This is a genomic window from Mycobacterium sp. 360MFTsu5.1, assembly GCF_000383495.1.
In the GTDB taxonomy this organism is placed as follows: domain Bacteria; phylum Actinomycetota; class Actinomycetes; order Mycobacteriales; family Mycobacteriaceae; genus Mycobacterium; species Mycobacterium mucogenicum_B.
On the sequence record NZ_KB911465.1, the window covers coordinates 305,764 to 329,840 of the forward strand.

22 protein-coding genes and 2 riboswitches are annotated in these 24,077 nt (G+C 66.9%); of the genes, 9 read left to right on the top strand and 13 right to left on the bottom strand.

What is annotated here, in order from left to right:
- Window positions 1-34 precede the first annotated feature (34 nt).
- Window positions 35-922 carry an iron-sulfur binding domain-containing protein gene (locus tag H289_RS0111240; RefSeq protein WP_020100893.1) on the top strand — a complete coding sequence of 296 codons (888 nt, stop codon included), beginning with the start codon at window positions 35-37 and terminating at the stop codon, window positions 920-922.
- A 99-nt stretch (window positions 923-1,021) separates the two neighbouring features.
- Complete coding sequence (locus H289_RS0111245) at window positions 1,022-1,366, top strand: hypothetical protein (RefSeq protein ID WP_020100894.1); 345 nt, start codon at window positions 1,022-1,024, stop codon at window positions 1,364-1,366.
- On the opposite strand, the gene H289_RS0111250 is transcribed toward H289_RS0111245, so the two are convergent.
- Complete coding sequence (locus tag H289_RS0111250; RefSeq protein ID WP_020100895.1) at window positions 1,363-2,337, bottom strand: helix-turn-helix domain-containing protein; 975 nt, start codon at window positions 2,335-2,337, stop codon at window positions 1,363-1,365. The genes H289_RS0111245 and H289_RS0111250 overlap by 4 nt on opposite strands.
- Window positions 2,338-2,409: 72 nt before the next feature.
- Between H289_RS0111250 and H289_RS0111255 the strand changes: the two genes are divergently transcribed.
- The gene (locus H289_RS0111255) at window positions 2,410-2,610 is read left to right on the top strand and encodes a hypothetical protein (RefSeq protein ID WP_020100896.1); all 201 of its coding nucleotides are present in this window, start codon (window positions 2,410-2,412) and stop codon (window positions 2,608-2,610) included.
- Here the strand turns inward: H289_RS0111255 and H289_RS0111260 are convergent, their stop codons facing one another.
- Complete coding sequence (locus tag H289_RS0111260; protein WP_020100897.1) at window positions 2,611-3,369, bottom strand: alpha/beta fold hydrolase; 759 nt, start codon at window positions 3,367-3,369, stop codon at window positions 2,611-2,613. It abuts the gene before it with no gap.
- Window positions 3,370-3,411: 42 nt separating this feature from the next.
- On the opposite strand from H289_RS0111260, the gene mhuD reads away from it, so the two are divergent.
- Together mhuD and H289_RS0111270 are read left to right on the top strand one after the other, a co-directional pair.
- Window positions 3,412-3,729, top strand: coding sequence for a mycobilin-forming heme oxygenase MhuD (mhuD, locus tag H289_RS0111265; RefSeq protein ID WP_020100898.1), 318 nt, complete (start codon window positions 3,412-3,414; stop codon window positions 3,727-3,729).
- Window positions 3,692-5,056 carry a serine hydrolase gene (locus H289_RS0111270; protein WP_081633376.1) on the top strand — a complete coding sequence of 455 codons (1,365 nt, stop codon included), beginning with the start codon at window positions 3,692-3,694 and terminating at the stop codon, window positions 5,054-5,056. Before mhuD ends, H289_RS0111270 begins: the two co-directional genes overlap by 38 nt.
- On the opposite strand, the gene H289_RS0111275 is transcribed toward H289_RS0111270, so the two are convergent.
- From H289_RS0111275 to H289_RS0111290, 4 genes are all read right to left on the bottom strand, one after another.
- A complete protein-coding gene (locus H289_RS0111275) occupies window positions 5,022-5,681 on the bottom strand; it encodes a (2Fe-2S)-binding protein (RefSeq protein ID WP_029105100.1) in 660 nt (219 codons plus the stop codon). The two genes, H289_RS0111270 and H289_RS0111275, sit on opposite strands and share 35 nt — an antisense overlap.
- Window positions 5,674-6,228 carry a TetR/AcrR family transcriptional regulator gene (locus H289_RS0111280; protein WP_020100901.1) on the bottom strand — a complete coding sequence of 185 codons (555 nt, stop codon included), beginning with the start codon at window positions 6,226-6,228 and terminating at the stop codon, window positions 5,674-5,676. The genes H289_RS0111275 and H289_RS0111280 overlap by 8 nt, the downstream gene beginning before the upstream one ends.
- A gap of 65 nt (window positions 6,229-6,293) precedes the next feature.
- Complete coding sequence (locus H289_RS0111285; protein WP_020100902.1) at window positions 6,294-6,761, bottom strand: DUF4334 domain-containing protein; 468 nt, start codon at window positions 6,759-6,761, stop codon at window positions 6,294-6,296.
- Between the two features lie 102 nt (window positions 6,762-6,863).
- Window positions 6,864-8,273 (bottom strand): short-chain fatty acyl-CoA regulator family protein, encoded by a 1,410-nt coding sequence (locus tag H289_RS0111290; protein ID WP_020100903.1) that lies wholly within the window; start codon window positions 8,271-8,273, stop codon window positions 6,864-6,866.
- Between the two features lie 119 nt (window positions 8,274-8,392).
- Here H289_RS0111290 and prpD point away from each other — a divergent pair, with 119 nt between their 5' ends.
- From prpD to H289_RS0111310, 4 genes are read left to right on the top strand one after another with little or no spacing between them, the layout of a single operon-like run.
- Window positions 8,393-9,898, top strand: a complete 1,506-nt coding sequence (gene prpD, locus H289_RS0111295) for a 2-methylcitrate dehydratase PrpD (RefSeq protein WP_020100904.1) — start codon at window positions 8,393-8,395, stop codon at window positions 9,896-9,898.
- Window positions 9,895-10,815 carry a methylisocitrate lyase gene (gene prpB, locus H289_RS0111300; protein WP_020100905.1) on the top strand — a complete coding sequence of 307 codons (921 nt, stop codon included), beginning with the start codon at window positions 9,895-9,897 and terminating at the stop codon, window positions 10,813-10,815. The genes prpD and prpB overlap by 4 nt, the downstream gene beginning before the upstream one ends.
- Window positions 10,812-11,930, top strand: a complete 1,119-nt coding sequence (locus tag H289_RS0111305; RefSeq protein ID WP_020100906.1) for a bifunctional 2-methylcitrate synthase/citrate synthase — start codon at window positions 10,812-10,814, stop codon at window positions 11,928-11,930. Before prpB ends, H289_RS0111305 begins: the two co-directional genes overlap by 4 nt.
- A gap of 7 nt (window positions 11,931-11,937) precedes the next feature.
- Complete coding sequence (locus H289_RS0111310; protein WP_036420461.1) at window positions 11,938-15,318, top strand: pyruvate carboxylase; 3,381 nt, start codon at window positions 11,938-11,940, stop codon at window positions 15,316-15,318.
- Window positions 15,319-15,330: 12 nt separating this feature from the next.
- Here H289_RS0111310 and H289_RS0111315 read toward each other — a convergent pair whose 3' ends face one another.
- The 7 genes from H289_RS0111315 to lsr2 form a co-directional block, all read right to left on the bottom strand.
- Window positions 15,331-16,248: an NADP-dependent oxidoreductase gene (locus tag H289_RS0111315; RefSeq protein WP_029105102.1), complete on the bottom strand. Its 918-nt coding sequence runs from the start codon at window positions 16,246-16,248 to the stop codon at window positions 15,331-15,333.
- A gap of 151 nt (window positions 16,249-16,399) precedes the next feature.
- Window positions 16,400-18,673 carry a 5-methyltetrahydropteroyltriglutamate--homocysteine S-methyltransferase gene (gene metE / locus H289_RS0111320; protein ID WP_020100909.1) on the bottom strand — a complete coding sequence of 758 codons (2,274 nt, stop codon included), beginning with the start codon at window positions 18,671-18,673 and terminating at the stop codon, window positions 16,400-16,402.
- Window positions 18,674-18,788: 115 nt separating this feature from the next.
- Window positions 18,789-18,995: riboswitch (cobalamin riboswitch) on the bottom strand.
- A 26-nt stretch (window positions 18,996-19,021) separates the two neighbouring features.
- Window positions 19,022-19,438: a YbjQ family protein gene (locus tag H289_RS0111325; protein WP_020100910.1), complete on the bottom strand. Its 417-nt coding sequence runs from the start codon at window positions 19,436-19,438 to the stop codon at window positions 19,022-19,024.
- Window positions 19,439-19,495: 57 nt separating this feature from the next.
- Entirely contained in the window at window positions 19,496-20,404 is a 909-nt protein-coding gene (locus H289_RS0111330) for a CbtA family protein (protein WP_020100911.1), read from the bottom strand.
- 15 nt (window positions 20,405-20,419) lie between these two features.
- A complete protein-coding gene (locus H289_RS0111335; protein ID WP_020100912.1) occupies window positions 20,420-20,635 on the bottom strand; it encodes a CbtB domain-containing protein in 216 nt (71 codons plus the stop codon).
- 1 nt (window position 20,636) lies between these two features.
- Window positions 20,637-20,783: riboswitch (adenosylcobalamin (AdoCbl) riboswitch) on the bottom strand.
- A 69-nt stretch (window positions 20,784-20,852) separates the two neighbouring features.
- The gene (gene clpC1, locus H289_RS0111340) at window positions 20,853-23,375 is read right to left on the bottom strand and encodes an ATP-dependent protease ATP-binding subunit ClpC (protein ID WP_029105103.1); all 2,523 of its coding nucleotides are present in this window, start codon (window positions 23,373-23,375) and stop codon (window positions 20,853-20,855) included.
- Between the two features lie 247 nt (window positions 23,376-23,622).
- The gene (lsr2, locus tag H289_RS0111345; protein WP_020100914.1) at window positions 23,623-23,970 is read right to left on the bottom strand and encodes a histone-like nucleoid-structuring protein Lsr2; all 348 of its coding nucleotides are present in this window, start codon (window positions 23,968-23,970) and stop codon (window positions 23,623-23,625) included.
- Between the last annotated feature and the right edge of the window lie 107 nt (window positions 23,971-24,077).

Here is a 24,077-nt window from a genome sequence, read left to right on the forward strand (position 1 = left end):
GCCCATTGTGCCCTGCTTGCATAGTGGGTGTGCAATGAGTTCAGGGCAAATTCTCATCCCGGCCGGCGAGCTCCTGGAGTGGTACCGCACGGCGCAGCGCGACCTGCCGTGGCGGGCGCCGGATGTCACCGCGTGGCAAATTCTGGTCAGCGAATTCATGCTGCAGCAGACCCCGGTGTCGCGGGTCGAACCGATCTGGCGGGACTGGATCGCCCGCTGGCCGACACCGTCCGCCACCGCCGCGGCCGGGGCCGCCGACGTGCTGCGCGCGTGGGGCAAATTGGGCTACCCGCGGCGCGCCAAGCGATTACACGAATGCGCCGAGGTGATCGCCAATGAACACGGCGACGAAGTCCCCCGCGACGTCGAGACGCTGCTGACGCTGCCGGGTGTGGGCGCCTACACCGCGCGGGCTGTCGCCTGCTTCGCCTATCAGCAGGACGTCCCCGTCGTCGACACCAACGTGCGCCGGGTGGTGGCGCGCGCGATTCGCGGCGTGGCCGACACCCCCGCACGCTCGCGCGACCTCGACGACGTCGCCGCGCTGCTGCCCGAAGATGGCACGGCACATGTGTTTTCGGCCGCGTTGATGGAACTCGGCGCGATCGTCTGCACCGCCCGCACCCCGAAATGCGGAGTCTGCCCGTTGACCGTCTGCGCGTGGCGCAGCGCCGGCCATCCGGAGCTGGACGCGCCGACCCGTCCCGTGCAGAAATACGCGGGGACCGATCGACAGGTCCGCGGCCGGCTGCTGGATGTGTTGCGCGGCAGCGCAACTCCGGTGACGCGGGCACAATTGGATGTGGCGTGGCTCACCGATACCGCGCAGCGCGACCGGGCGCTGGACTCGCTGCTTGTCGACGGCCTGGTCGAGCAGACCGCCGATGATCGGTACGCGCTGGCGGGTGAGGGCGAGCGCTAAAAACCCCGTTTCAATGAGAACGGCATGAAATCGCATGCTTTCCGATGAGAACGGCATGAGTCAGTACCACATGCGGTGATGCTCGGATAGAACGGAAGCATGACCGCATACCGAATTTCAGGTGAACAGAAAGCAAACAACAAGCGACGCGGCCTCGTTATCGTCGGAGCCGCCGCAGCAGCAATCGCTGCCGGGGCACTCGCCCCGGCCACGGCCTCCGCGCTGCCGACCGGCGGCGGCTCGGCCGTCGACACCGTCAACGAGCTGCAGTCCCGCGGCTATCACGTCCAGGTCAACACCAGCACCTCCGGCCCGCTGTCCGCGTGCTCGGTGACCGACGTGCACGGGCTGACCGGCTCCAACATCGACGGCCGGGGCCAGCGCATCAACTCCGGCCAGTTCGACACCGTGTACGTCAACGTGCAGTGCAGGCCGCAGGGCTAGTCAACCGGTTGCGGCGCAACCAGATTGGGACACGCGAAGCGCCGCCGATAGTCGGACGGGTTGACGCCGACAACGCGCCGGAAATGGTGCCGCAGCAAGGTTGCGGTACCAAATCCGGCCTTGTCCGCCACGCGATCGACATCGAGATCCGTCTCCTCCAGCAGCGTGCGGGCGTACAGCACGCGCTGGTCGGTGACCCACTGCATGGGCGTCCGCCCGGTCTCCTCGACGAACCGGCGTGCGAACGTGCGGCCCGACATGCTGGCCCGTTTTGCCAGGCTCGCCACCGTGTGTGGCTGCCGCAGGTTGGTCAGAATCCAATCCAGATGCGGCGCAAAGCCTTCCGAGCACCGCACCGGGATGGGCTGCTCGATGAACTGCCGCTGACCACCGTCGCGCTGCGGCGGTACCACCATGCGGCGCGCGATCTTGTTGGTGATCTCGCTGCCCATCTCGCGGCGCACCAGGTGTAGGCAGGCGTCGATACCGGCGGCGGTCCCCGCGCTGGTGATCAGATTTCCGTCGTCGACGAACAGCACGTCACGGTCGACGCGGGCGGTGGGAAACATGCGCGCCAACTTGTCCGCGTGCATCCAGTGCGTGGTACACGCACGGCCGTCGAGCAGCCCCGCGGCGCCGGCGACGAACACCCCTGAGCAGATGGTCAGGATCATCGAACCCGAATCCGCGGCATTGCGGACGGCGTCCAACGCCGCCTGCGGATAGACCGGACCCGCCACTGCCGGAATGGCGACCAGATCGGCCCCCAGCAGCTGGTCGATGCCGTGGTCGGGGATCAATGAAGCGCCCACCGACGTGCGCACGGGCCGTCCGGCCTCCGGCCCGCACACCTTGAAATCGAAGTTCGGCACACCGTCGGCTGACCGGTCGATGCCGAAGACCTCGCACACCACGCCGAACTCGAACGGCGCCACTCCGTCCATCACCAGGACCGAGACACTGTTGATCATGGCAGTATTTTATCGAATGCCGTCCGAACTGCCACTGTTTATTCAGTTGCCCCGGATTCGAGAATTATCGGTATGAACACCATCCTGACTCTCGTCGCGATGGTCGCGATCATGGTCGCCCCCTTCGCACTCGGCGCCCTGTTGAGCGCCATCACCCGAAATCCCGGTGCACGCAACGGCTTCGGCAACTTCAACTGGACCGACGTGGGAGACTCCCGCGACCTGGACCGCGTCGCGCACGACCTCGCCGCGGCACGGTCCCGATACGAATAGTCAGACGGACGCGAGGAAATCCTCGACCGCGCGGCGGTAGACCTCGGGCGCGTCGTCGTGCACGAGGTGACCGGCCCCCGGAACTTCCACATACGTTGTCCGGTACCCGATCTCGGCCATCTTGCGCATCTGCCCCGGCGGCGCGACCCCGTTGCCGGCCTCGATGAGCAACGTCGGCGCCCGCACTGCCGTCCACTGCTGCCAGTAGTCCCGGGTGCCCCACTCGGCGGCGATCGCCACCCAGTGCGCCGCCTCGCCGTGCAGCCGCCAACCGGTCTCGGTGCGATCGAACGCGTCCAGGAAGTACTGGCCGGCGACCGGGCCGAAGAGATCCAAAACCTGTTGCGCCGAATCGAATTCGACCGGAATCGAATGGGTCCAGGGATCCCAGGCACCGATGGTGAAGCCGACGAAATCCGCTGCCATGTCCTCGACCACCAGCGCGGTGACCAGTTCCGGATGCTCGGCGGCCACACACCAGCTGTGCAGCCCACCCATCGAGTGCCCGATCAACCGCGCCGGACGCCCCAACGAGCCGACCGCGTCGGCCAGGTCAGCGACGAACCGTTCGGTGCTGATCGGCTCGGAATCATGGACACCGCGCCCGCGGTGCCACGGCGCGTCGTACGTATAGACCTCGCCCAATTCGGTCAACCACGGCAACTGCCGCTCCCACGTCGTCCCGCGGCCCATCAATCCGTGCACCAGCACAATCGGCTCGCCGGTGCCGCCCCGGGCGGTGAGCAGGTCGGTCGTCATGGCCCCATCCTGCCTGTCGAGTAGCGCGGTAACCTGAACCACATGCCTGTGGTGAAGATCAATGCGATCGAAGTTCCGCCCAACGCCGGCCCGGAATTGGAGAAGCGGTTCGCCAACCGCGCTCACGCAGTGGACGGCCAGCCCGGCTTCCTCGGATTCCAGCTGCTCCGCCCGGTCAAGGGCGAAAACCGCTACTTCGTGGTGACGCAGTGGGAGTCCGACGAGGCATTCCAGGCCTGGGCCACCGGCCCGGCCGTCGAGGCCCACGCCGGGCAGCGGGCCAACCCCGTCGCCACCGGAGCGTCACTTCTCGAATTCGAGGTTGTGTTGGACGTTGCTGGTTCCGGCCAGCAGGCATAAGACCCGGGCTGCGCTGGCCACGGCCGGCGCAGTCATCGTCGTCTTAGGCGGCTGTAGCAGCACGCCCGCAGCCGTCGCGCCACCATCGAGCGCTGCCTACGGCGCCCTGATCGACATGAGCACCCCGCAGGGCATGCGGTCCCGGCAGACGATGGACATGCTCAACTCGGACTGGTCCATCGAGCCGGCCGGGGTGAAGACGCTCGCCGCACCCGACCAGGTCGACGACATCACCTACCGGATGAAGTGGATCTGGTGGGACCGCCCGTTCAAGCTCACCGGCATCGACATCGGCGCCGGGCAGTCCACGCTGCACGTCACCAACTCGTACGGCGTGAACCAGGACATCCAGCTGCACGTCGACGGCAAGGGCACCGTCGACCGCATGGAGGTCTCGCTGCGTCCGCCGCCCGTCAAGTCCTGGGCTGACGTCGACGCGGCCATCGCGAAGTCCGGCGCCCACTACTCGTATCAGGTCGCCAAGGTCGTCGACGGCAAGTGCGTCAAGGTCGCCGGCACCAACGTCGACGAGCCGATGCCGCTGGCGTCGATCATGAAAATCTATGTGCTGCTTGCCGTTGCGCGAGCGGTGTCGGCCGGCACCCTCAGCTGGGACGACAAGGTCACCGTCACCGCCGAAGGCAAGAAGCTCGGTTCGGCCGGCATGGACAACCTGGCCCCGGGCACACAGGTGACGGTCCACGAGGCGGCCCAGCAGATGATCTCGGTCAGCGACAACATGGCCACCGACATGCTGATCAACAAGGTCGGCCCCGCCGCGGTGGACGAGGCACTCGTGGTCGCCGGGCACCACGACCCGGCGAGTCTGACGCCGTACCCGACCATGCACGAGCTGTTCTCCATCGGCTGGGGCAAGCCCGATGTGCGTGACCAGTGGAAGAACGGCGACAAGGCGCAGCGCACGGCGCTGTTGCAGCAGGTGAGTTCGCGGCCGTACGAGCCCGACCCGTACCGCACCCGCACGCCGGCCTCGAGCATCGGGGCCGAGTGGTACGGCAGCGCCGCCGACATCTGCCGCGAGCACGTCGCGGTGCAGGCCGCCGCTGTCGGGCCCGCCGCTCCGGTCCGGGACATCATGTCGAAGGTCGCCGGCATCGATCTGGACCGTGCCAAGTGGCCCTACCTGGGCTCCAAGGGCGGCAATCTGCCCGGCGACCTCGGCTTCAGCTGGTACGCCGTCGACCACACCGGCCAGCCGTGGGTGGTGAACTTCCAGCTGACCTGGCCGACGTTCAAGGGTCAGACCGCGGCGCAGTGGCTGCTGAGCATCATCAAGCAGGCGTTCGATCTGATCCCGGTGCGGTGAGCACGCAGTCGCCGCAGCACGCCGCCCTGTCGCCTGCCAGCTGGTAGATCAGGCAGCAGCTGCTCCGCCGAAAATCCGGCCCTGAGCGCAACACTCCCCCGTCGACCCTGGGGTCCGCGAGCACGACGTCGGCCGCTTGTCGCGCCTGCTGTCCCAAGTCCGGCCGGGCCCGGCTGATCTGCTGGGCCGCACTGTTGGCCGCTGATCCCACGTTGCCCCACAACACTTTCGGGCTGACGCCGAATCGCCCGAACGCGTTCGTGAGCGCCTCGACGGCGGGTGGGCCACCCGTCGACTCGGTGGAGACCGACAGCGGATAGGGGCCGCCCAACTGGTCCTGCCAGGCGAGGTCGCCCAATGACCACGACACCGGCTCGCCGAGGGCAGCGGTACCGATCATCGGCGCGATCAGCCGGGCCACCAGTCCCAGGTGTGCGACGGACGCGGCAACGCGAATCTCGGGCTCGCCGTTGCCCATCAGCGCCGACCTGACCTTGTGCACGCGCGCGGTCAGCGCGTCCGGATCGTCGATGAGCTCGGACATCGGCCGCCACGGCTGCGTCGGCGAAACCTGGTGCCGTGCAACGGCAAAGAACGGGCCGAACCCGTCCAGGTCGTCACTCACCGGCGGGCTGCTGAACCAGCCGGCGCGCGGCCTCGGCGACGGCGGCACGCCGGACGGCCGCGGTTTCCGGCGACAGCGGCTGATCGACGATGCGGTCGATGCCGAATCCGCCCGCGGCGAGCGCGTAGGTCATGTCGTTGAGCAGCACCAGCAGATCCATCGGCCGCCACGACGCGTCGATGATCCCGCTGCGTTGCGCATCGGCGATCCGGTCCAGCTTGGACTGGAAGATGCGACGCAGCACGTGGTCACCGAACATCCCCTCGGCGGCCTCCAACTCGATCCAGCGCTGCAGCCGGGCCCCGACCGGGTCGGCCACCATGTAATCGAAGAGCGCGACCGCGTACGCCGGGACGTCGTCGGGCTTGAAGATCGCGTCGTACGGCGCGTCCTGAATCCACTGCTCGACGACGGCCTCGAACAGGTTCTGCTTGCTCTGGAAGTAGCTGTACAGCCGCTCCTTGCTGGCATTGGCTTCGGCAGCAATGCGATTCAGCCGGGCGCCGGCAAATCCGAGGGCGGAGAACTCCACTTTGGCGGCAGCCATGATGCGCTCGCGTGTCGCATGTCCGGCTGCTCTCATAGCATCCGCCAGGGTAACAGCCAGCTACCTCACTGGTCGCGTTCGAGAAGGAAGTAGAACAGCTTGTCGTCGGTGCGCTGCCGCTTGCCGTTCATGATGCCCATCAGGGTGTCGCTGTCGACCCGCTTGAAGTGGTCGAACACCGGCTGCCCGTCGTAGACCATGGTCCCGGTCACCTCACCGCGAAACTCGATGTCCCACAACGTCGCGCCGCCACGGCTCAGGTCCCTGTTCGAAAACAGTTGCCCCGCTTCGTCGTAGCAGACGATGGGCTCGACTTCGTTGATCGATTTGAAGATTTTGCCGTACCACCGGGCCGCCTGCAGCTGGCCGTTCATCTTGTGGCCGGTGTCGAACTCGTCGCCTTTCCAGTTGCCGACCATGTCGACGGCGCGGACCGGTTCCAGCGAGGCCCAGATTTCGTCCAACTCGGCCGGATCGACATGAGCCTGACCCCGCAGTTCGGCGAAACGAGCGCGGGCGGTATCGACGTCCACAAGGACCTCCCAAGTCAGTTGGTTCGGAAACTGACTGTAGTCCCGAACCAACCGGTTCGGCAAGCCTCAATATTGACGTCTGCAGATATTCATTCAGCCGCCCTACGGCGACGACGAGTAGGGCAGGTCGCTGCTGGTGTGCCGGTCGACCTGCACCGGACGCCCGATGTAGGGAAACGCCCGCTGCGGACAGGCGGGGCGATCACAGATCTTGCAGCCCGCACCGATCGGCACCGCGGCCTCGGGGTCGGCCAGATCGATGCCGGCCGAATAGATCAGCTTGTCGGCGTGCGCCAGGTCGCAACCGAGACCGATGGCGAATCGCTTCCGCGGCCCCCGGAACCGGCTCGGGGTCGACGTCGTCGTGCGCGCGATCCAGAAATACGACCGCCCGTCGGGCATCTGCGCCACCTGGGTGATGAACTCCCCCGGTCTCGCGAAGGCGTGGTGCACCACCCACAGCGGGCAGTTGCCGCCCACCCGAGAGAAGTGAAAGGCCGTGGCGGACTGACGTTTCGAGATGTTGCCCGCACTGTCGGTGCGCACGAAGATGAAGGGCACGCCCCGGGCATCGGGGCGCTGCAGCGTCGAGAGCCGATGGCACACGGTCTCGAATCCGACCTCGAACCGGCGCGCCAACCTGTCGATGTCGTACCGCAGTTCCTCGGCCGCCGCCAGGAACAGCCGGTACGGCATCAGCAGCGCGCCGGCGAAGTAGTTCGCCAGCCCGATCTGCGCGACTTCCCTTGCCTCGGAACTCAATTGGTCGTCGCCGGCCACCAGCGCCGCGATCAGGTCGGCATACATCAACAGCGCCACCTGAGTGGCCAGCTGGAACGCGCGCTGCCCCGGATGCAGCCAACGGGCCAGATGCAGAACGCCGACGTCCTCCCGGTAGAACCGTTTGACGTTGGGGCCCAATACATCCCCGTCGTCGATGACCACAGTGATGCCGAGCTCTGCGGTCAACAGGTCGGCAAGTTGCGCGTCCAGACCGCCGAGCCGCATGCCGGACCGGTCGAACAACGACTCGGCCGCCGCGTCCAGTTCGCCGACGTGGTTCTTCCGGTCGTAGAAAAAGTCGCGGACCTCTTCGAACGGCATCGGCTGCGGCAACGGCGCCGACGTGTCGACAGTGGCGCGGGTATGCATGGCGTCGAGTTCGGTTGTGGCATCAAATAATCGGCGGTTCATGCTGACCAGCATCTGACCAACCGCCGGCATTCTGGCCACCAGCTCCTCGATCTGGCCGGCAGTCGCCGAGGTGTCGGCGAGAATCTCGCGCAGGTCGGAAACCAGCCGCGCATCGGAATCGGGGGCGAAGTAGTTGGTCGGCAGATCGAAGCGCTCCGCCAGGGTGAGCAGCACCGGTACCGTCACCGGGCGCTGGTCGTTCTCCAGCTGGTTGACGTAGCTCGTCGACAGATCCAGGGCGCGCGCCAGCGCGACCTGCGTCAGGCCCTGTTCCTCGCGCAGCCGTCGCAGACGGGCGCCCACGAATGTCTTTGCCACTGCCGCGAGCCTAACCCCGGCGGCTTACACAAAGTTCGCAAACCACGGCCACCAAGGACGCAAAATTACGCAAATACAGGGTCTTTCCGGCTCGCGACCAGCTGCGTAGCGTGCGAATCATGCAGACACACGAGGTACGCACCCGACGCAGCGCGGAGGAATTCCCCCGCTCGGAACACCTGGCGTGGAAGATCGCGGAGGTCGCCGCCGATCCGGTCGACGTGACGCCCGAGGTGGCGGCGATGGTCGTCAACCGGATCATCGACAACGCCGCGGTCTCGGCCGCATCGGTGATCCGGCGTCCCGTCACCGTCGCCCGGACCCAGGCACAGGCGCACCGCACGCCGCGCGGTGCCACGGTATTCGGCATCGACGGCACCTACTCGCCCGAGTGGGCCGCCTGGGCCAACGGGGTGGCCGTCCGCGAACTCGACTTCCACGACACCTTCCTGGCCGCCGAGTACTCGCACCCGGGGGACAACATCCCGGCCCTGGTCGCGGTGGCCCAGCAGCTCGACGTCCGCGGCGCCGACCTGATCCGCGGCATCGCCACCGCATACGAGGTGCAGATGGACCTGGTCCGCGGAATCTGTTTGCACGAACACAAGATCGACCACGTTGCGCACCTCGGCCCGTCCGTCGCGGCCGGCCTCGGCACCATGCTGCGGCTGGACCCCGAGACCATCTATGCCGCGGTCGGCCAGGCGCTGCACCTCACCACCGCCACCCGCCAGTCCCGCAAGGGTCTGATCTCCAGCTGGAAGGCCTACGCCCCGGCGCTGGCCGGCAAGGTCGCCATCGAGGCCGTCGACCGGGCCATGCGCGGTGAAGGCTCCCCGGCCCCCATCTGGGAAGGCGAGGACGGCGTCATCGCCTGGCTGCTGTCCGGGCCCGAGCACACCTACCAGGTGCCGCTGCCGGGTCCCGGCGAACCCAAGCTCGCCATCCTGGACAGCTACACCAAGGAACACAGCGCCGAATACCAGAGCCAGGCCCCCATCGACCTGGCGCGCCGGATGCGTTCGCGGATCGGCGATCTGGACCAGATCGCCACAATCGTGCTGCACACCAGTCACCACACGCACGTGGTGATCGGCACCGGCTCGAACGATCCGCAGAAGTTCGATCCGGATGCAACACGAGAAACCCTCGACCACTCCGTGATGTACATCTTCGCGGTCGCACTGCAGGACGGTGCGTGGCACCACGAGCGGTCGTACGCCCCCGAACGCGCACACCGGCCGGACACCATCGAGCTCTGGAACAAGATCTCGACCGTCGAGGATCCGGAGTGGACCCGGCGATACCACTCGAATGACCCCGCCGAGAAGGCATTCGGCGCCCGGGCCGTGGTGACGCTCAAGAGCGGCGAGGTGATCGTCGACGAGCTGGCCGTGGCCGACGCCCACCCGCTGGGCGCGCGCCCGTTCGAGCGGGCGCAGTACCGCCACAAGTTCACCGCGCTCGCCGACGGCGTGATCGCCAACACCGAGCAGGAGCGTTTCCTGACCGTCGTCGATGGTCTGGCCACCATGAAGCCGGGCAGCCTCGACGCCCTCAACCTGCGGGTCGAACAGGTCGTGCTGGACAAGGCTCCGACCATCCCGTCGGGGATTTTCCGATGAGCGCCGGCCTGCTCGGTTCGCGGGTCTCGGCGGCCGACAAGCGGGCGGCGTTACGGGCGGCACTGAATTCCGGCCGGCTGCAACGCTATCCGGGCGCATTCTCGCCACTGGTGGCAAAGCTGGTGTCGGAGATCGGCTTCGAGGGGGTCTACGTCTCGGGCGCGGTCCTGTCGGCCGACCTGGGCCTGCCCGACATCGGGCTGACCACCTTGACCGAGGTGGCCGGACGCAGCGCCCAGATCGCCGCGGCAACCGATCTACCCACCCTGGTGGACGCCGACACCGGCTTCGGCGAGCCGATGAGCGCCGCGCGCACCATCACGGTCCTGGAGGACGCCGGGCTGGCCGGCTGCCACCTCGAGGACCAGGTGAACCCCAAGCGCTGTGGCCATCTGGACGGCAAGGCCGTCGTGCCGGCCGCCGAGATGATCAAGCGACTGCGTGCCGCCGTCGCCGCGCGCCGGGACCCGAACTTCGTCATCTGTGCCCGCACCGATGCCGCCGGGATCGAGGGCATCGACGCCGCCATCGACCGCGCGAAGGCCTACGCCGACGCCGGCGCCGACCTGATCTTCACCGAGGCACTCTCCACCCCGGAGGAATTCGAGCGCTTCCGGGCGGCCGTCGACACTCCCCTGTTGGCCAACATGACCGAGTTCGGCAAGTCGGAACTCGTGACGGCTCAGCAGTTGTCCGACATCGGCTACGACATGGTGATCTACCCGGTCACCACCCTGCGCCTGGCGATGCACGCGGTCGAGGCCGGCCTACGCGAAATCCATACCGCCGGAACCCAAGCCGGCCTATTGGACCGGATGCAACACCGCAGCCGGTTGTACGAACTGCTGCGCTATGCCGACTACAACCAATTCGATTCAGACATCTTCAATTTCACCCTCCAGGACGTGAAATCATGACCACAGAAACGCCCCACATCCACAAGGGCCTGGCCGGTGTCGTCGTCGATACCACCGCCATCTCCAAAGTCGTGCCCGAGACCAACAGCCTGACCTACCGGGGCTATCCCGTGCAGGATCTGGCGACGCACTGCACGTTCGAGCAGGTGGCCTACCTGCTGTGGCACGGCGAGCTGCCGACCGAACACGAGCTGGCGATGTTCTGCCAGCGCGAGCGGGCGTCCCGGCGGATCGACCGGTCGATGTACTCGCTGCTGGCCAAGCTGCCCGAGAGCTGCCACCCGATGGACGTGGTCCGCACCGCGATCAGCTATCTCGGCGCCGAGGACCCGGAAGAGGACGACAGCACGGTTCCGGCCAACTACGCCAAGTCACTGCGCATGTTCGCCGTCCTGCCGACCATCGTCGCCGCCGATATCCGCCGCCGGCAGGGACTTTCGCCCATCCAGCCGCACAGCCAGCTGGGATACGCCGAGAACTTCCTGAACATGTGCTTCGGATCGGTCCCCGAACCGGCGATCGTCGACGCCTTCTCCCAGTCCATGGTGCTGTACGCCGAGCACAGCTTCAACGCATCCACGTTCGCGGCCCGGGTGGTGACTTCCACGCAGTCGGACATCTACAGCGCGGTCACCGCGGCCATCGGCGCCCTCAAGGGCTCGCTGCACGGCGGCGCCAACGAGGCCGTCATGCACGACATGCTGGAGATCGGCTCGGCCGAGAACGCCCCGAAGTGGTTGCACGGCAAGTTGTCCCGCAAAGAGAAGGTGATGGGCTTCGGACACCGCGTCTACAAGAACGGTGACTCTCGGGTGCCGACGATGAAGGCGGCACTCGACCGGGTGGTGGCTGCTCGCGGCGGCCAGCGGTGGCTGGACATCTACACCGTGCTGGAGCGCGAGATGTTCACCGCCACCAGGATCAAGCCGAACCTCGACTTCCCCACCGGGCCGGCCTACTACCTCATGGGCTTCGACATCCCGGTCTTCACACCGCTTTTCGTGATGGCCCGCATCGTGGGCTGGACCGCGCACATCATGGAACAAGCGTCGTCGAACGCACTGATCCGTCCCCTGAGTGAATACTCGGGCCAACCACAGCGTTCCATTGCCTGAGCGCGCCATCACCAAAGTCCTCGTCGCCAACCGGGGTGAGATCGCGATCCGGGCCTTCCGGGCGGCCTATGAGCTGGGTATCGCGACGGTGGCGGTGTACGCCCACGAGGACCGGAACTCCCCACACCGACTGAAGGCCGACGAGTCCTACCAGATCGGCGAGCCGGGCCATCCCGTTCGCGCCTATCTGTCGGTGCCCGAAATCATCCGGGTGGCGCAGCTGTCCGGCGCCGACGCGGTGTACCCGGGATACGGATTCCTGTCGGAGAACCCGGAACTCGCGTCAGCGTGCGCCGCGGCGGGCATCACGTTCGTCGGCCCGAGTGCCGGCGTCCTGGAGTTGACCGGCAACAAGGCCAGCGCCATCGCCGCGGCCCGAACCGCCGGCCTGCCGGTGCTCGCATCGTCGGAGCCGTCGGCTTCGGTCAGCGAATTACTCACGGCCGCAGCCGGTATGGAGTTTCCGCTGTTCGTCAAGGCCGTCTCGGGTGGTGGCGGACGTGGCATGCGGAGGGTGACCGAGCCGGCCGCCCTGGCCGAGGCCATCGCGGCGGCGTCGCGCGAAGCGGAATCTGCTTTCGGTGACCCGAACGTCTACCTCGAGCAGGCGGTCCTCAACCCACGCCACATCGAGGTGCAGATACTGGCCGACGGAACCGGCGAGGTGATCCACCTCTTCGAACGGGACTGCAGTGTGCAACGCCGGCACCAGAAGGTGGTCGAGCTGGCCCCCGCCCCGAACCTCACCGACGAACTGCGGAACCGAATCTGTTTGGACGCGGTGACATTCGCGCGCCAGATCGGTTACTTCTGCGCCGGAACCGTCGAGTTCCTGCTCGACGAGCGCGGGCACCACGTGTTCATCGAGTGCAATCCGCGCATTCAGGTCGAGCACACGGTGACCGAGGAGATCACCGACGTCGACCTGGTGGCCGCCCAGTTACGGATCGCGGCCGGCCGGTCGTTGGCCGAGCTCGGGCTGAGCCAGGATCGCATCAGAATCCGTGGCGCCGCCATGCAGTGCCGCATCACCACCGAAGATCCCGCCAACGGTTTCCGCCCCGACACCGGCCGGATCACCGCCTACCGTTCTCCCGGTGGTGCCGGCGTCCGGTTGGACGGCGGCACCAACGTCGGTGCGGAGATCAGCGCCCACTTCGACTCGATGTTGGTCAAACTCACCTGCCGCGGTCAGGATTTCGCGACGGCGGTCAGGAGGGCCCGACGCGCTCTCGCGGAGTTCCGCATCCGCGGGGTGTCGACGAACATTCCTTTCCTGCAAGCGGTTCTCGATGATCCGGACTTCGCCGCGGGCAAGGTGTCGACATCGTTCATCGACGAGCGTCCGCAACTACTGACGGCCCACACTCCAGGGGACCGCGGCACCCGCATCCTCAACTACCTCGCGGACGTGACGGTGAACCAGCCGCACGGCGGTCGTCCGTCGACTGTGTATCCACGTGACAAGCTGCCGAAGATTGATCTCGACGGTCCGGCGCCGGCGGGCAGCAAGCAGCTGCTGACCGAGCTCGGCCCAGAGCGCTTTGCGGCCGCCCTACTGGAGTCGCCGCGGCTGTGGGTCACCGACACCACGTTCCGCGACGCCCATCAGTCGCTACTCGCCACGCGAGTGCGTACCTCGGGCCTGGTCAAGGTGGCACCGTACGTGGCCCGCATGACGCCGCAGCTGCTGTCGGTCGAGTGCTGGGGCGGCGCGACTTATGACGTGGCGCTTCGGTTCCTGAAGGAGGACCCGTGGGAGCGGCTGGCCGCGCTGCGGGAGGCGATGCCCAACATCTGTCTCCAGATGCTGTTGCGCGGCCGAAACACCGTGGGTTACACACCCTATCCGGCATCGGTCACGTCGGCATTCGTGCAGGAGGCCACAGCCACCGGCATCGACATCTTCCGGATCTTCGACGCGCTGAACAACGTGGAATCGATGCGGCCGGCGATCGACGCAGTGCGTGAAACCGGTTCCGCGGTGGCCGAAGTCGCGATGTCCTACACCGGCAACCTCTCCGACCCCACGGAGACGCTGTACACGCTCGACTATTGGCTGAAGCTGGCCGAGCAGATCGTCGATGCCGGTGCCCATGTGCTGGCCATCAAGGACATGGCCGGTCTGCTGCGACCGCCCGCGGCGGCAGAACTCGTGTCGGCGTTGCGATCCCGGTTCGACCTGCCTGTACACGTCCACACCCACGACACCCCGGGTGGACAGCTGGCCACGTACGTCGCGGCCTGGCAGGCCGGCGCCTCGGCAGTCGACGGGGCGGCGGCACCGCTGGCCGGCACCACCAGCCAGCCTGCCCTGTCGTCGATCGTTGCGGCAGCCGCGCACACCACGCACGACACCGGTCTGTCGTTGGCGAACGTCTGTGAGCTGGAACCGTATTGGGAGGCGTTGCGCCGCGTCTACGCGCCTTTCGAGGCGGGCCTGCCCGCACCGACCGGCCGCGTGTACACCCACGAGATCCCGGGCGGGCAGCTCAGCAATCTGCGTACCCAGGCCACCGCCCTCGGGCTGGGCGGCCGCTTCGAGGACATCGAAAACGCCTATGCCGGAGCAGATCACGCTCTCGGCAGGCTGGTGAAGGTGACGCCGTCGAGCAAGGTGGTAGGTGACCTTGCGCTGGCGCTCGTCGGCGCCGGGATGAGCGCCGGGGAGTTCGCCGCCGACCCGCACCGCTGCGACATCCCGGATTCGGTGATCGGCTTCCTCCGCGGCGAGCTCGGCGACCCGCCCGGCGGCTGGCCGGAACCCTTGCGCAGCAAGGCCCTTCACGGAAGGTCCGACACCAGGCCGACGGCAACCCTCACCGTCGAGGACTACGCCGAACTGGCGGAGCCCGGACTTACCCGCCGAGCCGCCCTGAATCGGCTGCTCTTCCCCGGTCCGACCCGCGAATTCCTGACGCATCGAGAACAATTCGGCGACACCTCCCGCCTGAGCGCCAACCAGTTCTTCTACGGGCTGCGCCGCGGCGAGGAGCACCGCGTCAAGTTGGAGAAGGGCGTCGAGCTGCTCATCGGTCTCGAGGCCATCTCCGAGCCCGATGACCGCGGCATGCGGACGGTGTTGTGCCTGTTGAACGGTCAGCTGCGCCCGATCCTGGTGCGGGACAGGTCGATCGACAGCGCAGTCCCCGTCGCGGAGAAAGCGGACCGCGGCAACCCGGACCACGTTGCGGCGCCGTTCGCCGGTGTCGTGACGATCGGGGTGACCGTTGGCGAGCGGGTCAGCGCGGGCCAAACGGTCGCCACCATCGAGGCGATGAAGATGGAGGCAGCCATCACGGCGCCGAAGGCCGGTACCGTCACGCGGATCGCGTTGGCGCCCACCGCGAGCGTCGAAGGCAATGACCTGCTCGTGGTGGTCAGCTGACCAACGCCGTGTTCACGGCACGACGACGAGCTTGCCGTGCACGTGGCCCGCCGTGCTCGCCGAGAGCGCGGCACCGGCTTCGGTCAGCGGGTACGTCTCGCTGATCGAGATGGTGAGGCGTCCCTGCGCGACAAGCGTCGCCAGTTCCCGCAGGGCGGCGCCCAGTTCGCTTCCGGAACCACCGACATGCACCTGGATTCCGGTGGCGGCCTGGTCGAAGGCGACCAGCGTGAGAACGCGCGCCGGGTCGCCGGTGAGCTCGATGGACAACGGAATCTCGCCGCGGCCGGAGGCGTCGAGAACGGCGTCGACCCCGTCGGGTGCGACGGCCCGGACCCTGTCGAGCAGACCATCGCCGTAGGTGACCGGCGTCGCGCCGAGCGAACGCAGGTATTCGTGGTTGGATTCACCCGCCGTGCCAATGACATTGACGCCTTGCGCCTTTGCGAGCTGGACGGCAAAAGTACCGACGCCGCCCGCGGCCGCGTGGATGAGCAGGGTGTCGCCCGCCTTGACGCCGAGCTTCCCCAGCACCGTGTACGCAGTGCCGCCCGCGCCTGCCAGCGAGCCCGCCACTTCCCAGCTGACGCCCTCAGGCTTACGGACGAGCTCGGCAGCTTCCGCCAGCGCGAGATCCGCGAACGAACCTGTCGTCGACCGTCCCAGAACCTCGTCGCCGACCGCCCATTCGGTCACCTCGGACCCGACAGCGTCGACGACACCTGCCACGTCGGACCCCACACCGGCGGGCAGCTCGAGCGGAATCAGTTCGCGCATGTACCCGGCGAGGATCTTCCAGTCGATCGGGTTGACGCCCGCGGCGCGCACCGCGATCCGCACCTGAGTGGGTCCGGGAGCCGGCGGCTCGACGTCGACCACTCGCAAGACCTCAGGTGTGCCGTATTCGGCGAACTGCACTACTCGCGACATCGGTTCGTCTCCAATCGGTTTCCGGGCACTGGCCCAGCAAGGTCAAGGCCCGAGGAGGCGGTTTTATTTCAGTGGGCGCGCCGCTGCGTGACCTCGAAATGAACTGCGCCCCGGAACCTGAACCAGATTCCGGAGCGCAGTCATCGGAGTACTACCCGGCGCGAACCAACTGTGCCGCCTGCACCATGTGCCGCAGCGACTCGGTCACCTCATCGGTTTTGCGGGTCTTCAGCCCACAGTCCGGGTTCACCCAGAGCCGTTCTGCCGGAACGGCATCCAGCGCACGGCGCAGCGATGTCGCCATCTCGCCGGTGGTGGGAACCCGCGGTGAGTGAATGTCGTACACACCGGGGCCGACGCTGTTCGAGAACCCGATGCCGTTGAGGTCGTCGAGGACCTCCATGTGGGAGCGGGCCGCCTCGATCGACGTCACGTCGGCATCGAGATCGGCAATGGCACCGATCACCTCACCGAACTCCGAATAGCACAGGTGCGTGTGAATCTGCGTGGCGTCGCTGACGCCCGACGTCGAGAGCCGGAACGCCTCGACCGCCCACTGCAGGTAGGCCGCCTTGTCGGCATTGCGCAGCGGCAGCAGCTCTCGCAGTGCCGGCTCGTCGACCTGGATGATCGCGATGCCGGCGGACTGCAGATCGACGGTCTCGTCCCGGATGGCCAGCGCCACCTGGTTGGCCGAGTCCGCCAGCGGCTGATCGTCGCGAACGAACGACCAGGCCAGGATCGTCACCGGACCGGTGAGCATGCCCTTGACCGGCTTGTCGGTCAGCGTCTGCGCGTACGTCGCCCACTCGACCGTCATCGGCTGCCGCCTGGTGACGTCACCGAAGAGGACCGGCGGGCGCACGCAGCGGCTGCCGTACGACTGCACCCAGCCGTTCTTGGTGGTCAAGAAGCCGTCGAGCTGCTCGGCGAAGTACTGCACCATGTCGTTGCGCTCGGGCTCGCCGTGCACCAGCACATCGAGGCCGAGTTCCTCCTGCAACCGGATCACCGTCTCGACTTCGGATTTCATCCGGCCGGTGTAATCGGCCTCGTCGATCTCGCCGGCGACGAACGCCGCCCGGGCCTTGCGGATCTCGACGGTCTGCGGGAACGAACCGATCGTGGTGGTCGGCAGTGCCGGCAGGTGCAGCCGGGCATCTTGTGCCTTACGCCGTTCGGCGGCCGGCCCGCGGCTGATGCCACCGGACAGGACCGTGTCGAGCCGGGCTCGGACGGCGGCGTTGTGCAGTCGCGGGTCGTGCGTGCGCGACGCGACCGCCCGGTTCGACGCCTCGAGCTGCGCAGTCACCGAGCCCCGGCCGTTGCGCAGCGCCGTCGCCAGCGTCGCGACCTCGCCGACTTTCTCGGCACCGAACGCCAGCCAGCCGCGGAGCGCGTCGTCGAGCCCGTCCTCAGGTTCGAGCGAGTACGGGACGTGAAGCGTCGAGCACGACGTGGACACAGCCACCGAACGTGCCGACTCCTGCACTGACTCCAGCCGGACCAGTGCGGCCTCCAGGTCAGTGCGCCAGACGTTGCGGCCGTCGACTACGCCGGCCACCAGCAGCTTGTCCGCGAGGCCTGGAACACCGGCCACCGGCTGGTCGCCACCGGAAACGAAATCGACTGCGACGCCGTCGATCTGGGTACGAGCCAGTGCCGGCAGCACGGGCCCCAGTTCGCCGAAGTAGGTCGCGACCAGGATCGCCGGGCGCTTGGTGGTTGCCGCGAGCGTGGCGTAGACGTGCTCGGCCAGTTCGGCGGCGTTGGCAGCGTCGCCCAGGATGTCGGTGACCAAGACGGGTTCGTCGATCTGCACCCACTCGGCACCGGCCGCGGCGAGCCGGCCCAGCAGTTCGGCATACAACGGCAGCAGCTCACCGAGGCGCCCGATGGGCGCCTCTGCGCCGTCGACGGCCTTACTCAGCGCCAGGAACGTGATCGGCCCGACGATCACAGGCCGGGCCGGAATACCCTGCGCCTGAGCCTCTTTGAGCTCGGCCAGCACCTTGTCCGGATGCAGCGCGAACGTGGTGTTGGGGCCGATCTCCGGGACCAGGTAGTGGTAGTTGGTGTCGAACCACTTCGTCATCTCGAGCGGTGCAATGTCCGCCGTCCCGCGAGCCGCCGCGAAATAGCGGTCGAGATCGTCGGCAATGCCGCTCACGCGACTCGGCAGGGCGCCGAGCAGCACCGCGGTGTCGAGCACCTGGTCGTAGTAGGAGAACGTATTGACCGGAACGGAATCCAGTCCGGCGGCCGACAACGCGGCGACGGTCTCGCGGCGCAGGCCCGCGGCGATTTCCTCGAGCGCGGCCCGGTCGATCCGGCCCGCCCAATAGCGTTCGACGGCCCGTTTGAGTTCACGGTTCGGACCGATGCGGGGCGCGCCGAGAATGGTTGCGGTGAATGGTGTTGACAACTGACGTCCTTCAAATGCGACGGAAGTGCGCACCGCCCAAGGACATTCATCGAGGACAGCACAAACCGCCCTCGGCGATCAGCCCATTCCACGAGGCGATGCACCGCCGGACGCGGCGCATCCGGCACAGCTGGCAGGTCTTCGGACTCGCGGGCACGCACCCTCGGGTGCACCTAGTGGCCGTCGCTTCCCAGTTCGATACGAACCAGTGCCGATGACGGCGGTCGTTCCTGCTCACCGCTGCGGGACAGTCCCGGATTCTCACCGGGTTCCCTCTCATGGCGGATTTCCGCCATTCGATGCCGCAGACGCCGAAGCGTCATTGGCAAACCAGCTGCGCCGTGGAGATTACCCTGTCGTGCCCGGACCGCCGGGGCCAACCGGGCCGGCCGGGCCCGGACCGCCGCCGTAACCCAACTGCTGTGCGGTGTAGCGGGCCGCGTCGGTGACCGGAACCGCTTGTACCGCAGTGCCGTACGCGCAGATCTCGGTCCACACATCGCCGATCTCGGTGGTGTCGAACCGCATCCCGATGATGGCATTGCCGCCGCGGGCGTGACACTCCTGGAGCAGCCGGCCCATGGCTTCGTTGCGGCTCTCGGCGAGATTCTTGGTCATGCCCTGCAGCTCGCCGCCGAACATCGCCTTGAAGCCGGCGCCCATCTGCGCGAAGGCGTTCCGGGACCGGACGGTGAGGCCGAACACCTCACCGCAGACCCGCTGAATCTCCCACCCGGGCAGGTCATTCGTCGTGACAACCAGCATGCTGCCGCCTTTCTGTGTCGGTATGCCTCGAACTGTAGTGCGCGGCAACCGCAATCGTCAGAGCGCGGCTGCCACGTCCTGCATCGGTGCGGCCTTCCTGGTGCCACCGAGGTAGCGCTCGACGAGCCCGCCGAACACCAGCCCGATGACCGTCCAGATCAACGCCTGGTCGATCAGCGAGTACCACCGGAACTTCCACAGCAGGTCGGCGTCGAATCCGGGGTAGATCAACTGCCCGGGGGCATAGACCTTGCCGTCGACTGTGACCGGCGTATCGAATGTGTTGGTGATCGGCTGCGGCGTCTCGGTCGCGGCGCGCGCGAAGCCGAACTCGCCCGCGTGCTCGACGTTGGCGGCCAGATCACCCAGCGACGGCAGCGCCGCCAGCAGACCGCCGTACACCACGAAGAATCCGAGCACCGAGATTCCGACGGCACGCGCCCAGCCGACCTTCGCGGACAGCTTGCGCGCGGCGAACACCGCGAGGCCCAGCAGGGTCAGCGATCCCCACACCATGCCCAGGTACAGGAAACCGCGGGCCTCCATGGTGAATTCGTGGCCGATGGCAGGCGGGTTCGACGGGTATTTCACGAACGGCAGCAGGTACACACCCAGGAAGCCGAAACCGGCGACGGTCCAGCCCAGCACCTTGGGCCGCACGCCGAACCGGCCGTGCAGCACCAGATACGCGACGGCGACCAGCGCGCCCATCGCCACGGAGAACGCGATGATGCCGGTGGCCGCACCGATACCCGACTGGATGGACCGGCTGAACAGCTCCGGCCCGTCCGGCTCGACCGGATGACCCATGGCCGTATGAACGGTCGAGAGCACGTTCATGCGGCCGGATTCGTAGTCGATGGCCTTGTCGATGGTGGGTTCAGCAAAAATCCGGGCAAACAGGAACCCCAGAATGCCGGCGATCAGACCGGCGAGGGCTCCGCGCCCGATGACGCGGATTTCCACAAGAAGTCCCGTGGATCAGTGGCAGGGGAAGCCGAGGAAGTGCCGCGAGTCGTGCACCCACTCGTGGACCACGACGGTCTTACCGAACATCGACATCATGCCCTCGTCGATGCCGACGAGGTAGTACGCCAGCATCGCCAGGAAAATCGTCACCCCGAGCAGCACTGCCACCCGGGTGGCCGAAAGCGCCTTGGTCGATACGCCCGGCTTGGAAACCGCAATACTCGTCATGGTCAAACCTCCTACGGGGTCACGCGCCCCTACATTGTTCGGTTCTGCACGACGGCGAAAGATCTGACTCGCCGCAGAGGGCTCACAGTGGCGCAACCGTGCCGGATTTCCACCGGCTTCCATGCACCGTCGTACGGGATGAACATACACGCCCAACGAAAAATACCCTCCCCCGATGTTCGGGGAAGGGTATTTTTCGTGATCGATTACGGCACGTTTACTCCGAGGCAGTCGCAGCGGCCTCGGCCAGGTCGGCCGATTCCTTGCGGCGGCCGGCGAAGGTGAACACCGCATCCTCGGTGTTGTTGCTCTCGCCGTCCCAGTTCTCGACGTCCACGGTGACCAGCTGACCAGGGCCGACCTCCTCGAAGAGAATCTTCTCGGAGAGCTGGTCCTCGATCTCGCGCTGGATGGTCCGGCGCAGCGGGCGGGCACCCAGGACCGGATCGAAGCCGCGCTTGGCCAGCAGTGCCTTGGCCTTGTCGGTCAGCTCCATCTCCATGTCCTTGGCCTTCAGCTGCTTGCCGACCCGGCCGATCATCAGGTCGACCATCTGGATGATCTCGTCCTGCGTCAGCTGGTGGAACACGATGATGTCGTCGATACGGTTCAGGAACTCCGGGCGGAAGTGCTTCTTCAGCTCGTCGTGCACCTTGAGCTTCATCCGCTCGTAGTTGTTCTCGCCGCCGCCCTGGGTGAAGCCGAGGCCAACCGCCTTGCTGATGTCGCTCGTACCGAGGTTCGAGGTGAAGATCAGCACGGTGTTCTTGAAGTCGACGGTGCGACCCTGACCGTCGGTCAGGCGGCCGTCTTCGAGGACCTGCAGGAGGCTGTTGTAGATCTCCTGGTGGGCCTTCTCGATCTCGTCGAACAGCACGACGCTGAACGGCTTGCGGCGCACCTTCTCGGTGAGCTGGCCGCCCTCTTCGTAGCCGACGTAGCCCGGAGGGGCACCGAACAGCCGCGACGCGGTGAAGCGGTCGTGGAACTCGCCCATGTCGATCTGGATGAGCGCGTCGTCGTCACCGAACAGGAACTCGGCCAGCGCCTTCGACAGCTCGGTCTTACCGACACCGGACGGGCCGGCGAAGATGAACGAGCCCGACGGACGCTTCGGGTCCTTCAGGCCGGCGCGGGTACGCCGGATGGCCTTCGAGACCGCCTTGACGGCGTCGACCTGGCCGATGATCCGCTTGTGCAGCTCATCTTCCATGCGCAGCAGGCGCGTGGTCTCGGCCTCGGTCAGCTTGAAGACCGGGATGCCGGTCCAGTTGCCCAGGACCTCGGCGATCTGCTCGTCGTCGACCTCGGCGACCACGTCGAGATCACCCGAACGCCACTGCTTCTCCCGCTCGGCACGCTGGGCGACCAGCGTCTTCTCCGAGTCGCGCAGCCGGGCTGCCTTCTCGAAGTCCTGCGCGTCGATGGCCGATTCCTTCTCCCGGCGGGCATCGGCGATCTTCTCGTCGAACTCGCGCAGGTCTGGCGGAGCGGTCATCCGGCGGATGCGCATGCGGGCGCCGGCCTCGTCGATGAGGTCGATGGCCTTGTCCGGCAGGAACCGGTCGTTGATGTAGCGGTCGGCCAGGGTGGCCGCGGCCACCAGCGCACCGTCGGTGATGGAGACGCGGTGGTGCGCCTCGTAGCGGTCACGCAGACCCTTGAGGATCTCGATGGTGTGCTCGACGGTCGGCTCACCCACCTGCACCGGCTGGAACCGGCGCTCGAGGGCGGCGTCCTTCTCGATGTACTTGCGGTACTCGTCGAGCGTCGTCGCACCGATGGTCTGCAGCTCGCCACGGGCCAGCTTCGGCTTCAGGATGCTGGCGGCGTCGATGGCGCCCTCGGCGGCACCCGCACCCACGAGCGTGTGCAGCTCGTCGATGAACAGGATGATGTCGCCGCGGGTGTTGATCTCCTTGAGGACCTTCTTGAGGCGCTCTTCGAAGTCACCGCGGTAGCGGCTGCCGGCGACCAGCGAACCCAGGTCCAGCGTGTAGAGCTGCTTGTCCTTGAGGGTCTCGGGGACCTCGCCGTGCACGATGGCCTGCGCCAGGCCCTCGACGACGGCGGTCTTACCGACACCGGGCTCGCCGATCAGCACCGGGTTGTTCTTGGTGCGGCGGCTCAGCACCTGCATGACCCGCTCGATTTCCTTCTCGCGGCCGATGACCGGATCGAGCTTGCCCTCGGCGGCGGCTGCGGTCAGGTTGCGACCGAACTGGTCGAGCACGAGCGACGTCGACGGGTTGCCCGTCTCGCCACCGCGGCCACCGGTACCGGCTTCGGCGGTCTCCTTGCCCTGGTAGCCCGAGAGCAGCTGGATGACCTGCTGACGCACGCGGGTCAGCTCGGCGCCCAGCTTCACGAGCACCTGGGCGGCGACGCCCTCACCCTCGCGGATCAGGCCGAGCAGGATGTGCTCGGTGCCGATGTAGTTGTGGCCGAGCTGCAGCGCCTCGCGCAGCGACAGCTCGAGCACCTTCTTGGCGCGCGGCGTGAACGGAATGTGGCCGGACGGCGCCTGCTGGCCCTGGCCGATGATCTCCTCGACCTGGCTGCGCACACCCTCCAGCGAGATGCCCAGCGATTCCAGCGACTTGGCAGCTACGCCCTCGCCCTCATGGATGAGGCCAAGCAGGATGTGCTCGGTGCCGATGTAGTTGTGGTTGAGCATCCGGGCTTCTTCTTGAGCCAAGACGACGACCCGGCGGGCCCGGTCGGTGAATCTCTCGAACATCGGTGTTACCTGCTCTCCCTCGTAGCGCAGCTCCTGCCACGTCACTTCGCGTGTCGCGACGCTGTGCGCCTACCGTCCACTCTAATGGGCGGCGACCATGCGTGCCCTGCGGTATCCCCTAGCTCGCAAGGCCACTCAGCGCTGCGAAAAGGCCAACGCGCTGCGGCGACGAAACGTTTCCCGGATCAGCCTGACCGGGCTACGCCGAAAGCGAACAGGCAATCCCTGATTATGTTGCCCGGAGGATTTAAGTCGCGGCGTGGAACGCGTCGATGATCTCCGCCGGAATACGGCCCCGGCTGGAGACATTGTGGCCGTTGCGGCGCGCCCATTCCCGGATGGCGGCGCTCTGCTCACGGTCGATGGACGCGCGGCCCCGCCCCGTGGCACCGGTGCTGGCGCGGCCGCGACGGCGACCACCGACACGACGGCCGGCCTCGACCCATTTCTTCAAATCATTCCGAAGCTTGGTGGCGTTCTTGGTGGTGAGGTCGATCTCGTAGTTCACCCCGTCGAGAGCAAATTCGACCGTCTCATCCGCCGCACCTTCACCGTCGAAATCGTCGACGAGCGTGACAGTCACTTTCTTTGCCATCGGCCCACACTAACCCTTCTGCCTCGGAAAAATGCAGAATCGACTCTGCCATAACAATGCTGGCATAGGAGTTCAATTCCTTCAACAAGTCTCAGGGTCAGCTCAGT